This window comes from Variovorax sp. Soil_C_19 (assembly GCF_057657255.1).
Genome location: NZ_JBDGIV010000002.1, coordinates 221,684 through 235,221 on the forward strand (window position 1 = coordinate 221,684; position 13,538 = coordinate 235,221).

The window sequence follows — 13,538 nt, forward strand, 5'->3', positions numbered from 1 at the left end:
TGGCCTGCAACGCCCGCCTGCGCGGGCTTGGTTGGGAGGTTCCGCTTACTCTTCGCGCGGCGTGAAAGGCTGCTCGCCGGCCGGAGCGGCCTGCTGCGGCTGCTCGTTGCGCGGGGCCTGCTGCTGCTCGCCGTTGAAGCGCGGCGCACGCTCGCCACCGCGGTCGCCGCGGTCCGAGCGCTCGCGGCGCTCACCGCCGCGGTCGCCACCTCGGTCACCGCGATCGCCGCGGTCTTCACGCGGCGCACGTTCGCTGTATTCCATGCCGGCCGGACGTTCGGTCAGGGCCTTCATCGACAGCTTCACGCGACCCTTTTCGTCGGTCTCGAGCACCTTGACCTTGACGATCTGGCCTTCGCTCAGGTAGTCGGTCACCTTCTCGACGCGCTCGTGCGCGATCTGGCTGATGTGCAGCAGGCCGTCCTTGCCGGGCAGCAGGTTGATGAGCGCGCCGAAGTCCAGGATCTTGGTGACCGGGCCTTCGTAGACCTTGCCGATTTCGACTTCGGCGGTGATCTGCTCGATGCGCTTCTTGGCGAACTCGGCCTTTTCCGGATCGGTCGAGGCGATGGTGATGGTGCCGTCTTCGTCGATGTTGATCGTCGTGCCGGTTTCTTCCTGCAGGCCGCGGATGACCGCGCCGCCCTTGCCGATCACGTCGCGGATCTTCTCGGGGTTGATCTTCAGCGTGGTCAGGCGCGGCGCGAACTGCGAGACCTCGGTCTTCGCTTCGCCCATGGCTTCCTGCATCTTGCCGAGGATATGCATGCGCGCTTCCTTGGCCTGGGCCAGTGCGACCTGCATGATTTCCTTGGTGATGCCCTGGATCTTGATGTCCATCTGCAGCGCGGTGATGCCGTTGGTCGTGCCGGCCACCTTGAAGTCCATGTCGCCCAGGTGATCTTCATCGCCCAGGATGTCGGTCAGCACTGCGAAACGGTTGTCTTCCTTGATGAGGCCCATGGCGATGCCGGCCACATGGGCCTTCATCGGCACGCCGGCGTCCATCATCGAGAGGCAGCCGCCGCACACCGAGGCCATCGACGACGAGCCGTTCGATTCGGTGATCTCCGACACCACGCGGATGGTGTACGGGAATTCTTCCTTCGTCGGCAGCACGGCGACGAGCGCGCGCTTGGCGAGGCGGCCGTGGCCAATTTCGCGGCGCTTGGTCGAGCCCATGCGGCCCACTTCGCCGGTGGCGAACGGAGGCATGTTGTAGTGGAACAGGAAGCGGTCTTCGTACTCGCCGGCCAGCGCGTCGATGCGCTGCGCATCGCGCTCGGTGCCGAGCGTGGTCACGACCAGGCCCTGCGTCTCGCCGCGCGTGAACAGCGCCGAACCGTGGGTGCGGGGCAGCACCGAATTGCGGATCTCGATGGGGCGCACGGTGCGCGTGTCGCGGCCGTCGATGCGCGGCTCGCCCGAGAGGATCTGGCTGCGAACGATCCTGGCTTCGATCGAGAACAGCAGGTCGTTGACCTTGCCGGCATCGAAGGGCTCGCCGCTTTCCTTCAGCGCGCTCATCACGCTGGCGTTGGCTTCGCGCAGGGCCTGCGTGCGGGCCTGCTTGCTGCGGATCTGGTAGACCGCGCGCAGCTTCTCTTCGGCCAGGCCCTTGACCTTGGCGACGAAGGCTTCGTCTTCGGCGGGCGGCTGCCAATCCCACACCGGCTTGCCGGCGTCGCGCACGAGTTCATGGATCGCATTGATCGCAACGCGCGCCTGTTCGTGGCCGTACACCACGCCGCCCAGCATGATCTCTTCGCTGAGCTGCAGCGCTTCGGACTCGACCATCAGCACGGCGGCTTCGGTGCCGGCCACGATGAGGTCCATCTGCGAATCCTTGCGGGCCGTCTGGCCCGGGTTCAGCACGTACTGGCCATTGACGTAGCCCACGCGCGCAGCACCGATCGGGCCGCTGAACGGAATGCCGGAAATCGACAGTGCGGCGCTCACGCCGATCATGGCGGCGATGTCGGCGTCGACTTCGGGGTTGAGCGACAGCGTGTGGATGACCACGTGCACTTCGTTCAGGAACCCTTCGGGGAACAGCGGGCGGATCGGACGGTCGATCAGGCGGCTGGTCAGCGTCTCGTGCTCGCTGGGCTTGGCTTCGCGCTTGAAGAAGCTGCCGGGAATCTTGCCTGCGGCATAGGTCTTCTCGATGTAGTCGACGGTCAGCGGGAAGAAGTCCTGGCCGGGCTTGGCCGACTTGGAGGCGACCACGGTTGCGAGGATCACGGTGCCGTCGATGTCGACCACCACAGCGCCACTGGCCTGGCGGGCGATCTCGCCCGTTTCCATGACGACGGTCTTGTCGCCCCATTGGAAGGACTTGGTGACTTTGTTGAAGAGGCTCATGTTTGCTCCTATTTTGATAGCGGCCGACCTGCAGGGGCTGCAGGTTCCGCGGGGGAGGAGGCTTCTCAGAACACGATGCCATTCCAGCGAAGCTCGAGGGGAGAACTTCAGTGGAATGACACAGCTTCGCTCTGTTTAGGCACTCCGAATGTGGATCGCGAAGTAAAAAACGCCTGAGCTAGCGGACTAACCCAGGCGTTTCTTCATGCGATTCGGTTTACTTGCGCAGACCCAGCTTGGCGATCAGCGCGGTGTAACGGTCGGCGTCCTTGGACTTGAGGTAGTCCAGGAGCTTGCGGCGGCGGCTCACCATGCGCAGCAGGCCGCGACGACCGTGGTGGTCCTTGGCATGCGTCTTGAAGTGGGGGGTGAGCTCGTTGATGCGGGCGGTCAGCAGTGCGACCTGGACTTCGGGGCTGCCGGTGTCGTTGGCGGCGCGGGCGTTGTCCTTGACGACTTCGGCCTTGATGGAGGCTGCGATCATTTGAAATTCCTTGCGTGTTCCGGGATGTTTGACTTGCGGTGAGCGCTGGAACTGCCCTCACCGTGCGCCTTGCGGCATGCAAAGCTCTGGGATTATAGCCCGAGCGCCTTGCGAGGCCTTTCAAGCCTTTTCGCGCGCCGGCCATCGAGCGAGGCGAGCGCTACTGCGCCCAGCACGCAGACCGCGCCACCGACCTGCGCCAGACTGATACTTTCGCCCAGCCAGGCCGCGGCGAGTATCAGCGCCGACACCGGCAGGATCGCCGTGAACAGCGCCGCCTCGGCGCCGGTGAGCCGCGACGCCCCCGCAAACCACAGCACGAAGCCGAGCACCGTCGGCACCAGCGCATAGTAGGCCACGCCGCCCAGCGCGGCCGGCGGCAGCGGCGCGGTCCAGGCCCGCTCGAACAGCGCCGGGACCAGCGCCAGGGCCAGCCCGAAAGCCGTCATCAGCGTCGACAGCGCCAACGGCCGCACGGGCACGCGCAGGCGCTTGTTGAGCAAGATGAACGCCGCCTCGCACCCCACGGCCCCCAGCACGAGCAGATTGCCTGCCAGGACGGCAGGGGATTTTGAGTCCCCCGCCCCGCCACCCCCCGGCCAGCTGATCGCGAGCACACCCGCCGTTGCCAGCGCGATGCTGCCGACCAGGTACCGCCCGGGCCGCTCGCGCAGCGCCACCACGGCCACGAGCGCAGCCACGGCCGGCAGCGTGCCGGCCACGACGCCCGCGCTCGCGGCCGGCGCCAGCCGCACGCCCATGATCAGCAGCACCGTGTAGCCGACGCTGCCCAGGCCGGCCTGGCACAGCAGCAAGTACAGGTCGCGCCGGCCAGGCCGGGGCCACGGCGTGCGCGTGAGCCGCATCAGCAGCACGAACACCGGCAACGCCAGCGCGAAGCGCAAGGCCGTGGCCGTGAACGGCGGCAGGTCGTGTGCGATCACCTTGCTTGCGACCACCGTGCTGCCGACCGTGACCATGGCCAGCGCGCACAGCCACATTCCCTTGCTTCGTTCCGACATCGTCGCGCCTTTCGCTGATTCCGTTGAGAAGCAGCGAGCGTCTCCCGCCAGGGGTGCTGCGGTCTTGAACGAAATTGCAGCGGCCCGGCCTGCGTTCAGCGTGCGCCGGCGAAGGCCCCCGGCGTGAAGCCCAGGAAACGCACGAAGGCGCGCGTCATGTGGCTCTGGTCGGCAAAGCCCGCGCCAGCCGCGGCTTCGGCCAGCGACTGCCCCTGCGCGATGAGACGGCGGGCGCGCGACAACCGGCATTGCTGGAGCCAGGCGTGCGGCGGCAGGCCGAAGGCGGCAGCAAAGCCGCGCAGCAGCTGGAAGCGGCTCAGGCCCGCCTCGGCCGCGAGCTCGGCGAGCGTGGGCGCATGGGCGCAGTCATCGGCGATGCGTGCGCGCGCGCGCTCCAGCGATGCCAAAGCCTCGCGCGGCGCGGGCTCCGGCGCCAACATGCCGGGGGCACGGCTCAGCAGCTGCAGCACGCCCTGCTCCAGCGCCAGCGCCTCATCGCCGCGCGCGACGGCGGCGAACAACCGGTCCACACCCGAACGCAGGGCCGGATCGTTCAGCACGGGCCGGGTGAGTTCGCACCCGGGCGCTGCATCACCGAACAGCGCAGGCGCCAGGTGCAGCATGCGCCAAGCGCGCGTTTCGCCGTGCAGCGCCACGCCATCGTGCACCTCGCCCGGGTTGACCGTGATGACGTCGCCACGCACCGCCTCGACCGCGCCCCGCGCGCTGGCCGAGCGTTGCCCCCCGCGGTCGATCACGCCGATGCCGAACACATCGTGCGTGTGGCGCGGGAAACTGCGCGCCGACTCGGCCGCCACCGTCTGCAGGCCGGGCAATGCCGAGCCGCGCACACGCACCGCATCGATCAGCGCGGCTCTCGACGGCATGCGTTTCGCCTCATCGGTTCTGCGCAGCCAGCCACTTGCGCAGCCGCTCCACCCCTTGCACCAGCCGCTGTGGATCTTTCGAGGCAAAGCACCAGCGCAGCCAGCCCTGGGCTTCGGGAGCGAAGGCGTTGCCGGGGGCGAGGCCGAGGCCGGCTTCGACGACGAGGCGCTTGGCGAGTTCGAGGGAGTCGCCGAAGCCGTCGAGGCGGAAGAAGGCGTACATGCCGCCTTTGGCCGGGGCCACCTGCACACCGGGCAACCCGGCCAACAGGGGAACGAGGGTGTCGCGGCACAGCTTGAGATGCGCGACCACGCGGGGCGTGATCTCCGCGGTGTGGTCGAGCGCCGCGAGCGCCGCGCGCTGCGTGAAGACGCTGGCGCACGAGGTGTTGAACTCGATCAGCTTGCCGATGCCATCGACCATGGCTGGCGGCAGCACCAGCCAGCCAAGGCGCCAGCCGGTCATGAGGAAGCTCTTCGAGAAGCTGTGCGTCACCACGAGCCGGTCGTCGGGCCTCGAGATGTCGAGAAAGCTCGGCGCGCAGCCATTGGGCGTGGGCTCGAAATAGAGCCGCTCGTACACCTCGTCCGCCAGGATCCAGGTGCCCGTGGCGCGGCAGTGGTCGAGCACGGCCTGTTGCTCCTCGCGCGTCATGGTCCAGCCGGTGGGGTTGTTGGGCGCATTGACGATCAGCAGCTTCGTCGCTGCAGTGACCGCCCGGCGCAGGGCGGCGAGGTCGAGCGTCCACGCGCCGCCGGAAGGCACCAGCGGCACCGTGCGCACCCGGGCACCGAGGATCGCGGGCTGCGCCGTGAGGTTGGGCCACACGGGCGTGACCGCGACCACCTCGTCGCCGGCATCGACCAGCGCCTGCACCGCGAGCATCAGCGCGCTCACGCCGCCCGAGGTCACGGCGATGCGCGACGCATCGACCGGCGGGTGCAGCGCGCTGGTGTAGCGCGCGATCGCCGCGCGCAGCTCGGGCAGGCCCAGGTTGTGCGCATAGAAGGTCTCGCCGCGCTGCAGCGAATCGATGGCCGCCTGGCGCACCACCTCGGGCGTGACCTCGTCGCTTTCGCCGAACCAGAAGGCGAGCACGTCGTCACGGCCGAGTCCGGCATTGGCCACCTCACGGATCTTGGAGGCTTCGAGGTTCTGGATTGCTTCGCGCATGTCGTCGATTCCTAGGAAGGCCTTCTCATTTTGCAGGTGGTTGGCAGTTCGGCCCGTTCGGGCGCGATGGTCTTCACCACCCGGAACCCGTAGCCCGAGCCTTCGACGTCGAACTGCACGCCCGGGCGGCCCTGCTTGTCCATCATGCCGACCACCAGCTGCTGCTGGAACTGGTGGTCCGCCGCGCGCATGCGGCCGCGCTGTCCATGCAGGCTCACGTCGGCCTGCTCGAGCGCGCGGGCCAGGGCCACGGCGTCCACGCTGCCGGCGCGCTCGAGCGCCTGTGCGAGCGATTCGACGAGCAACTGCATGCGCATGTGCACGTAGTCGTCCGCGGGCCTCGGAAAGCGCGTGCGGAAGGCGCGATAGAAGGCCTCCGACTGCGCGGTCTGCACGTTCGGCAGCCAGTCGGCCACAGCAATCACGCGGCCGATGCCGGCGTCGCCGATGGCGGCAGGCGCGCCGAGCGCATTGCCGTAGAAGGTATAGAAGGTGCCGTTGAAGCCGCCCTCGCGCGCGGCCTTGACGAGCAGCGTGAGGTCGTTGCCCCAGTTGCCGGTGAAGACCGCTTGGGCGCCACTGGCGATGATCTTGCCGGCATACGGTGCGAAGTCCTTCACCTTGCCCATCGGATGGAGCTCCTCGCCGACGATCTCGACATCGGGCCGCTGCACGCCGAGCTGGCGCTTCGACTCGCGCAGCACCGCCTGGCCGAAGCTGTAGTCCTGGCCGATCAGGTAGGCCCGCCGCAGCGCCGCATCGTCCTTCACCACTTCCATCAGCGCGGCCACGCGCATGTCGGCATGCGCATCGAAGCGGAAGTGCCAGAAGCTGCAGCGCTCGTTGGTCAGCGCCGGATCGACCGCCGCGTAGTTGAGGAAGATCACGCGCCGCGTGGGGTCGCGCTCGTTGTTCTTCTCGATCGCGTCGACGAGCGCCGCGGCGGTCGCCGACGAATTGCCCTGCAGCACGATGCGCGCACCGTCGTCGATAGCCGCGCGCAGTGCCGAGAGCGCCTCCTCGTTCTGCCCCTTGCTGTCGTAGCGGTCGAGCTGCAGCGGCCGCGCGCCGCCCGCGGTGCCGGGGAGGGGAATGCCGCCGCGCGCGTTCACGCGTTCGACGGCCCACAGCAGGTTGCGGAAGACGGCCTCGCCGGTATTGGCGAACGGTCCGCTCATGCTCTCGATCAGCGCCAGGCGGATGGGTGCGGGCGGCGTCTGCGCCTGCACCGCGAGGGCCGGCGTGCATAGCGCCAGCGCCGCGAATTTCAAGGCCTTGCGGCGCCAAATAAAGCTGGGGTTCATTGTCTTGAAACGGGAGCGGCTGGGCCTAGATGAGGTCTCAAGCGGCACCCGGGATGGAATGGCCGCGCAGTGTAAGGGACACACATTTCTTGTCCCCGTTGTGATCATCATTCAGGAGCCTCAGATGTTTTTCGCCCCCACCCTTCGCACCGCCCGCTACGCACCGCGCCCGCACGACCGCGCCTTCGAGCGCTTCGTCGCCGACGCGTTCTCGGGCCTGCCCCGCTCGCCGCTGGTCGAGCAGGACGACAAGAGCTGGACGCTCTCGATCGACGTGCCCGGCCTCTCGCGCGAAGACCTCCACATCGGCATCGAAGGTGCCGTGGTCCGCATCGACAGCAAGGCCGACGCCAAGCGCCAGTTCAAGGCTGCCTACGAGCTGCCGCTGGACATCGACGCCGGCGCCAGCGAGGCCACGCTCGAGAACGGCGTGCTCACGCTCAAGCTTGGCAAGCGCGTACCGGTGAGCCAGGTCACGCCGCTGCAGATCAAGTAAGGCGCGGCTGGCGGAATTGCGCGCCGCGTGTCATGCCCTTGACACGCGGCTGCAATGCCCACGGCAGGAAAGTGCGTTATCTATTGTTTTTGACTTTGAACTGGTTCACTCATAACAATAGAAGCGCTGGGAACGTCACATCATGTGATGTTTTCACATTGTCCTTTCCTCTTTCGTGGGCGGCTCGCATGCGCACCGCATTCATGGCGCATTCATGACGGTGCGGATTCGGGTGCCCTTCAAGGCACGCCATGATCACGCACCTCAAGTCAGCCAAAGACAATGAACGGTCCGACACGCTCCTGATCTTCCTGCCCGGCGCCTACCTGAAACCGGACGAGTTCGAACGCGAAGGATTCATCAGCGCGGTGCGCGAGCGCCATCTGGCCGCGGACGCCCTGCTCGTGGATGCCGACGTCTCCTACTACTACGATCAGACCCTCAGCGAGCGGCTGCATGCCGACGTCATCGCGCCGCAGCGCGCACTGGGCTACAAGTCGATCTGGCTCGTGGGCATCTCGATCGGCGGCTTCGGTGCGTTGATCCACGAACTCTCCAAGCCCGGTTCGGTCGACGGCATCGTCGCGTTGGCGCCCTACCTCGGCCGGCGTGTGCTCGGTGCCGAGATTCTCAAGGCCGGCGGCCTGCGCACCTGGCAGGCGCCCGTCGGTCCGCTGCCCGACGAAGAACCCGACCGCAAGCTCTGGCCCTGGTTCCAGCAGTACCTCGATGCGCAGAAGTCGCGCAACCTGCCGCAGCTCTACCTGGGTTTCGGCCTCAGCGACCGCTTCGCGAGCAACCACAAGCTACTCGCCGACGCCCTGCCCGCAGGCCGCGTCTTCACAACCGAAGGCGGCCACGACTGGCCGCAGTGGCGCCAGCTCTGGCGCAACGTGCTCGACGTGCTGCCGCTGCCCTCGCTCGGCCGCGCGCGCTCGGCCCCTATGCCGGCACCTGCGCAGCTGCTGCCGGCGCCGACAGCGAAGCCATGGGCCATCGCGGCTTGACGTCGAAGGCATAGCGCGTGCTGGCCTGTGCCAGCCCCGACTGCAGCCGCATCGCGGCGGCCATTGCAATCATCGCGCCGTTGTCGGTGCACAGGTGCAGTTCGGGATAGTGCACGCGCACGCCGCGCTTCGCACAGGCGGCATCGAGCTGCTCGCGCAGGCTGCGGTTCGCGCCCACGCCGCCCGCCACCACCAGCCTCTGGAGCCCCGTGCGCTCGAGCGCAGCGAGCGATTTCTTCAGCAGCACCTCGACGATCGCGGCCTGCGTCGAAGCGGCCAAATCGGCCTTGTTCGCCTCCAGGCCGTCGCCGAGCTTTCGGGCCTGCGTGAGCACCGCGGTCTTGAGGCCCGCGAACGAGAAATCGAGGTCGCCGCTGTGCAGCAGCGGGCGCGGCAGCTTGAACGCGGTGGCATTGCCTGATTCCGCGAGCTTGGCGAGCCAGGGCCCGCCCGGGTACGGCAGGCCCATGAGCTTGGCGCTCTTGTCGAAAGCCTCGCCGGCCGCGTCGTCGATGGTTTCGCCAAGCAGTTCGTAGCGGCCCACGCCGTCCACGCGCATCAGCTGCGTGTGGCCGCCCGAAACCAGCAGCGCGACGAACGGGAACTCGGGTGGATCGGCGCTCAGGAACGGCGACAGCAGATGACCTTCGAGGTGATGCACGCCGAGCACCGGCTTGCCGAGCGCCGCGCCCAGCGCACAGGCGACGCCGGCACCGACGAGCAAGGCGCCCGCGAGCCCGGGCCCGCGCGTGTAGGCCACCACGTCGAGCTCGGCGAGCGTGCGCCCCGCTTCCTTCATGACCGCTTCGGTCAGCGGCAGCACGCGGCGGATGTGGTCGCGGCTCGCCAGTTCAGGCACCACCCCGCCGTAGGCCTGGTGCATGGCGATCTGGCTGTGCAGCGCATGCGCCTTCAACTGCGGCAGCGCGTGGCCGTGCGTCTCGACCAGCGCCACGCCGGTCTCGTCGCAGGAGGATTCGATTCCCAACAAGAGCATGGGGGGAGTTTAGGCGCCGGGCCAATCACGGGGTGGATGCGGGGACGTCCGCGCCGTTCGGCGGCACAGATGTTGCAGCAGGCGTTGAAGATGAAATCCAGCCTCAGCTTCCTCATTGCCGCGAGAAAGTGCGAAATCGACGAGCTGGACCAGCTCGCGCGCACCAGCGAACTGGTCGGGCTGATCGCACGGCTGGTCCATGCGCTGCAGCGCGAGCGCGGCCTGTCGAACGTGTTCCTCGCCGCGCGCGGGGAGCGCTTCGCCACCGAGCGCGGCGCGCAGAGCGCCGAATGCCTCGCGCTCGAGCAGGTGGTGCGCGCCGGATTCGACCAGCTCGAGAACGAGGCCCGCCCCGGCGCCACGGCGGGCAACAGCGCGCGCCTCTTCAGCCGGATCGCCTGGGTGCTGCCGGGCCTCGACGGATTGGCCGAACTGCGCCGCCGTGTCGGCGCCCTCGAGCTCACCCCCGCGCAGGCCACCGCGGCCTTCGCGAAGCTCGTCGCCGGGCTGCTGGCCGTGGTGTTCGAGGCGGCCGATGGCGCCACCGATCCCGAGATCTCGCGCCTGCTGGTCGCGATGTTCAATTTCATGCAGGGCAAGGAATTCGCCGGCCAGGAGCGTGCCTTCGGCGCCGCCACGCTGGCGGTGGGCCGCAGCGGCGAGCCGCAGCAGCGCCAGCAATGGATGCACCTGATCGCGCTGCAGGAGCGCTGCTTCCAGGTCTTCACCGAATTCTCGCGCGGCGAAGTGCTCGCGCTGTGGCACCGCAGCGAGGCCGATGCGGCCATGGCCGAGATCGAGCGCCTGCGCCGCGCGAGCCTGAGCGCCCAGGCGTCCCCTGCCGCCGCTCCCGACGCGCGGCTGAGCCAGGCCTGGTTCGACTGCTGCTCGCGCCGCATCGATGCGATGAAAGCGGTGGAAGACCGGCTCGCCGCCGACCTGCGCGCGCTCTGCGCCCAGAAGATCGCGCAGGCGCGCAGTGAGTTGCAGGCCTGCGAGGCGGTGCTCGGCAGCCTCGCGCCGCAAGCCGAGGGCGCGGCTTTCTTCGACGACGCCGACACCCGCACCACCGAGCCCGCGCCCTATGGCCGGCAACTCGAGCGTTCGGTGCTCGACATGGTGCAGGAGCAGTCGCTGCGGCTGCAGGCCATGGGCGACGAACTCGAAACCGTGCGGGCCTCGCTCAACGAGCGCAAGCTCGTCGAACGCGCCAAGGGCCTGCTGATGGCCCACCGCCGCATGAGCGAGAACGAGGCCCACAAGATGCTGCTGCAGACCGCGATGAACCAGAAGCGGCGCCTGGTCGACGTGGCCGAGTCGATGCTCGCGATGGCCGACTACCTGTCCGACGCGACGCCCCGGCGCCGATGACCGGCGCGCCGCGGCGCGCGCATGCACAACATCTGTGCAGAAAAGCTGGCACACGGCTTGCAAGACCAGCCCATGGACCTTCAGGTCCGAGGCGGGCGCACCCAATGGCGGGAGCGGCTGCCGTCACCGGACAAAGGCGTCCCCACCCCGAAAGGGCTCGTTCTCGAGCGGCCCTTGCGTGGTGCGGACGCCTTTTTCGTTTTTTGTTCCGTCTTCCATCGACTGCCTGTTCTTCAACCGGAGCCCGCCCCATGACCGACCTGCTGAAAACCCGTCTCAGCCGCCGCCGCGTACTGCAAGCCGCCGCCCTCGGCGCCGTGGGCATCGACCCCGCGCTGCGCGCCGCCGTCTGGGCCCAGGGCTCCGACAAGCCCGAGAAGGAAGAAGTGAAGATCGGCTTCATTCCGCTGACCGACTGCGCCAGCGTGGTGATGGCCTCGGTGCTCGGCTTCGACAAGAAATACGGCGTGAAGATCGTGCCGAGCAAGGAAGCCAGCTGGGCCGGCGTGCGCGACAAGCTGGTGAACGGCGAACTCGACATGGCCCATGTGCTCTACGGGCTGGTGTACGGCGTGCACGTGGGCGTCGGCGGCCCCAAGAAGGACATGGCCGTGCTCATGGGGCTGAATCGCAATGGCCAGGCCATCACGCTGTCGAAGGCGCTGGCCGACAAGGGCGCGGTCGACGGCCCTTCGCTCGCCAAAGTCATGGCGAAGGAAAAGCGCGAGTACACCTTTGCCGGCACCTTTCCCACCAGCACGCACACGATGTGGCTGAACTACTGGCTGGCCTCGGCAGGCATCAGCCCCGTGGCCGACGCCAAGGTGATCGTGGTGCCGCCGCCGCAGATGGTGGCGAACATGCGCGTGGGCAACATGGACGGCTTCTGCGTGGGCGAGCCCTGGAATCAGCGCGCCATCATCGACAAGATCGGCGTCACGGCCATCACCACGCAGGACATCTGGAAGGATCATCCGGAGAAGGTGCTCGGCACGCGCGCCGAGTTCGTCAAGACCAACCCGAACACCTGCCGCGCCGTGATGATGGCCGTCATGGAGGCCGGCAAATGGATCGACGCCAACCTTCAGAACAAGGCCCGGATGGCCGACACCGTGGCGCAGAAGAGCTATATCAACACCAGTGCCGATGCGATCAACCAGCGCATCCTCGGGCGCTACGACAACGGCATGGGCAAGACCTGGGACGATCCCAATCATATGAAGTTCTTCGACGACGGCGCGGTGAACTTCCCCTACCTCTCCGACGGCATGTGGTTCCTCACGCAGCACAAGCGCTGGGGCTTGCTGAAGGAGCATCCCGACTACCTCGCCGTGGCGAAGCAGATCAACCAGATCGACATGTACAAGGACGTTGCCGGCGCGATGAAGGTCAGCCTGCCGAAGGACCCGATGCGCAGCAGCAAGCTGCTCGACGGCGTGGTCTGGGACGGCAAGGACCCGAAGAAGTACGCCGATTCCTTCAAGCTGCACGTCTGAGGAGAACGCACCATGGTCAGCGCCGTCTTTCATTCGCCCCTGCCCCGCGCAGAGGCTGCCCCGCACCCTCACCCCCACGCTGCTCTTCCCAAAAAGGAGAAGAAAGAGATAAAGCCCCGCACACCCCTCGACCTGCGCGCGTTCTGGCTGCGCGTGCTGCCGCCGCTGGCGGGCTTCGGCCTGCTGGTGCTGGTCTGGGAACTGGTCGCGATGAGCAGCACCACCGGTTTCCCCTCGCCGCTCGCTACCTGGCAGCAGGCGCTCACGGTGTTCAGCGATCCGTTCTACAGCAACGGGCCGAACGACCAGGGCGTGGGCTGGAACGTGCTCTCGTCGCTGCAGCGCGTGGCGCTCGGCTTCGGGCTCGCGGCCGCCGTCGGCATTCCCGCGGGCTTCGCGATCGGCCGCTTCGAGTTTCTCTCGCGCATGTTCAACCCGTTGATCAGCCTGCTGCGTCCGGTGTCGCCGCTGGCCTGGCTGCCGATCGGACTGCTGGTGTTCAAGGGCGCCAACCCGGCCGCGATCTGGACCATCTTCATCTGCTCGATCTGGCCGATGATCATCAACACCGCGGTCGGCGTGCAGCGCGTGCCCAGCGACTACATGAACGTGGCGCGCGTGCTGAACCTTTCGGAGTGGAAGATCTTCACGCGGATCCTGTTCCCCGCCGTGCTCCCCTACATGCTCACGGGGGTGCGCCTCGCGGTGGGCACCGCCTGGCTCGTGATCGTCGCGGCCGAGATGCTGACCGGCGGCGTCGGCATCGGCTTCTGGGTGTGGGACGAGTGGAACAACCTCAACGTCGCCAACATCATCATCGCGATCTTCGTGATCGGCATCGTGGGCCTGGTGCTGGAGTTCACGCTGATCAAGCTCGCCACCGCGTTCACGTTCGAAGAGGTGAAGTCATGAGCCGCACGGCCGCTCCGAAGGCGA

General features: G+C 67.7%; 12 protein-coding genes. 5 read left to right on the top strand and 7 right to left on the bottom strand.

The annotated features are described in order from the left end of the window. Positions 1-45: 45 nt before the first annotated feature. The 6 genes from pnp to AC3A6R_RS05585 all read right to left on the bottom strand — a co-directional run bounded on the left by pnp (position 46) and on the right by AC3A6R_RS05585 (position 7,235). Entirely contained in the window at positions 46-2,364 is a 2,319-nt protein-coding gene (gene pnp, locus AC3A6R_RS05560) for a polyribonucleotide nucleotidyltransferase (protein WP_487863927.1), read from the bottom strand. 217 nt (positions 2,365-2,581) lie between these two features. Further along, complete coding sequence (gene rpsO / locus AC3A6R_RS05565) at positions 2,582-2,848, bottom strand: 30S ribosomal protein S15 (RefSeq protein ID WP_007837783.1); 267 nt, start codon at positions 2,846-2,848, stop codon at positions 2,582-2,584. A 92-nt stretch (positions 2,849-2,940) separates the two neighbouring features. Next, positions 2,941-3,870: a DMT family transporter gene (locus tag AC3A6R_RS05570; RefSeq protein WP_487863928.1), complete on the bottom strand. Its 930-nt coding sequence runs from the start codon at positions 3,868-3,870 to the stop codon at positions 2,941-2,943. Positions 3,871-3,965: 95 nt separating this feature from the next. Continuing rightward, positions 3,966-4,757, bottom strand: coding sequence for an AraC family transcriptional regulator (locus AC3A6R_RS05575; RefSeq protein ID WP_487863929.1), 792 nt, complete (start codon positions 4,755-4,757; stop codon positions 3,966-3,968). A 10-nt stretch (positions 4,758-4,767) separates the two neighbouring features. Continuing rightward, a complete protein-coding gene (locus AC3A6R_RS05580) occupies positions 4,768-5,931 on the bottom strand; it encodes a pyridoxal phosphate-dependent aminotransferase (protein ID WP_487863930.1) in 1,164 nt (387 codons plus the stop codon). A gap of 11 nt (positions 5,932-5,942) precedes the next feature. Continuing rightward, positions 5,943-7,235: a branched-chain amino acid ABC transporter substrate-binding protein gene (locus AC3A6R_RS05585; protein ID WP_487863931.1), complete on the bottom strand. Its 1,293-nt coding sequence runs from the start codon at positions 7,233-7,235 to the stop codon at positions 5,943-5,945. Between the two features lie 124 nt (positions 7,236-7,359). Between AC3A6R_RS05585 and AC3A6R_RS05590 the strand changes: the two genes are divergently transcribed. Further along, positions 7,360-7,731 (top strand): Hsp20/alpha crystallin family protein, encoded by a 372-nt coding sequence (locus AC3A6R_RS05590; RefSeq protein ID WP_487863932.1) that lies wholly within the window; start codon positions 7,360-7,362, stop codon positions 7,729-7,731. Between the two features lie 251 nt (positions 7,732-7,982). Next, positions 7,983-8,738 (top strand): alpha/beta hydrolase-fold protein, encoded by a 756-nt coding sequence (locus AC3A6R_RS05595; protein WP_487863933.1) that lies wholly within the window; start codon positions 7,983-7,985, stop codon positions 8,736-8,738. On the opposite strand, the gene tsaD is transcribed toward AC3A6R_RS05595, so the two are convergent. Continuing rightward, positions 8,674-9,735 carry a tRNA (adenosine(37)-N6)-threonylcarbamoyltransferase complex transferase subunit TsaD gene (tsaD, locus tag AC3A6R_RS05600; protein ID WP_487863934.1) on the bottom strand — a complete coding sequence of 354 codons (1,062 nt, stop codon included), beginning with the start codon at positions 9,733-9,735 and terminating at the stop codon, positions 8,674-8,676. The two genes, AC3A6R_RS05595 and tsaD, sit on opposite strands and share 65 nt — an antisense overlap. Before the next feature lie 90 nt (positions 9,736-9,825). Between tsaD and AC3A6R_RS05605 the strand changes: the two genes are divergently transcribed. The 3 genes from AC3A6R_RS05605 (at position 9,826) to ntrB (ending at position 13,514) form a co-directional block, all read left to right on the top strand. Beyond that, positions 9,826-11,106, top strand: a complete 1,281-nt coding sequence (locus tag AC3A6R_RS05605) for a nitrate- and nitrite sensing domain-containing protein (protein ID WP_487863935.1) — start codon at positions 9,826-9,828, stop codon at positions 11,104-11,106. 251 nt (positions 11,107-11,357) lie between these two features. Then, on the top strand, positions 11,358-12,602 hold the full coding sequence (locus tag AC3A6R_RS05610) for a CmpA/NrtA family ABC transporter substrate-binding protein (RefSeq protein WP_487863936.1): 1,245 nt from the start codon (positions 11,358-11,360) through the stop codon (positions 12,600-12,602). 12 nt (positions 12,603-12,614) lie between these two features. Continuing rightward, positions 12,615-13,514 (top strand): nitrate ABC transporter permease, encoded by a 900-nt coding sequence (ntrB, locus tag AC3A6R_RS05615; RefSeq protein WP_487863937.1) that lies wholly within the window; start codon positions 12,615-12,617, stop codon positions 13,512-13,514. Positions 13,515-13,538 lie beyond the last annotated feature (24 nt).

Coding starts and splice junctions, on each gene's coding strand:
- AC3A6R_RS05590 (WP_487863932.1), top strand. CDS start 7,360: ATGTTTTTCGCCCCCACCCTTCGCACCGCCCGCTACGCACCGCGCCCG.
- tsaD (WP_487863934.1), bottom strand. CDS start 9,735: ATGCTCTTGTTGGGAATCGAATCCTCCTGCGACGAGACCGGCGTGGCG.
- ntrB (WP_487863937.1), top strand. CDS start 12,615: ATGGTCAGCGCCGTCTTTCATTCGCCCCTGCCCCGCGCAGAGGCTGCC.
- AC3A6R_RS05585 (WP_487863931.1), bottom strand. CDS start 7,235: ATGAACCCCAGCTTTATTTGGCGCCGCAAGGCCTTGAAATTCGCGGCG.
- AC3A6R_RS05575 (WP_487863929.1), bottom strand. CDS start 4,757: ATGCCGTCGAGAGCCGCGCTGATCGATGCGGTGCGTGTGCGCGGCTCG.
- AC3A6R_RS05595 (WP_487863933.1), top strand. CDS start 7,983: ATGATCACGCACCTCAAGTCAGCCAAAGACAATGAACGGTCCGACACG.
- AC3A6R_RS05580 (WP_487863930.1), bottom strand. CDS start 5,931: ATGCGCGAAGCAATCCAGAACCTCGAAGCCTCCAAGATCCGTGAGGTG.
- AC3A6R_RS05570 (WP_487863928.1), bottom strand. CDS start 3,870: ATGTCGGAACGAAGCAAGGGAATGTGGCTGTGCGCGCTGGCCATGGTC.
- rpsO (WP_007837783.1), bottom strand. CDS start 2,848: ATGATCGCAGCCTCCATCAAGGCCGAAGTCGTCAAGGACAACGCCCGC.
- AC3A6R_RS05605 (WP_487863935.1), top strand. CDS start 9,826: ATGAAATCCAGCCTCAGCTTCCTCATTGCCGCGAGAAAGTGCGAAATC.
- pnp (WP_487863927.1), bottom strand. CDS start 2,364: ATGAGCCTCTTCAACAAAGTCACCAAGTCCTTCCAATGGGGCGACAAG.
- AC3A6R_RS05610 (WP_487863936.1), top strand. CDS start 11,358: ATGACCGACCTGCTGAAAACCCGTCTCAGCCGCCGCCGCGTACTGCAA.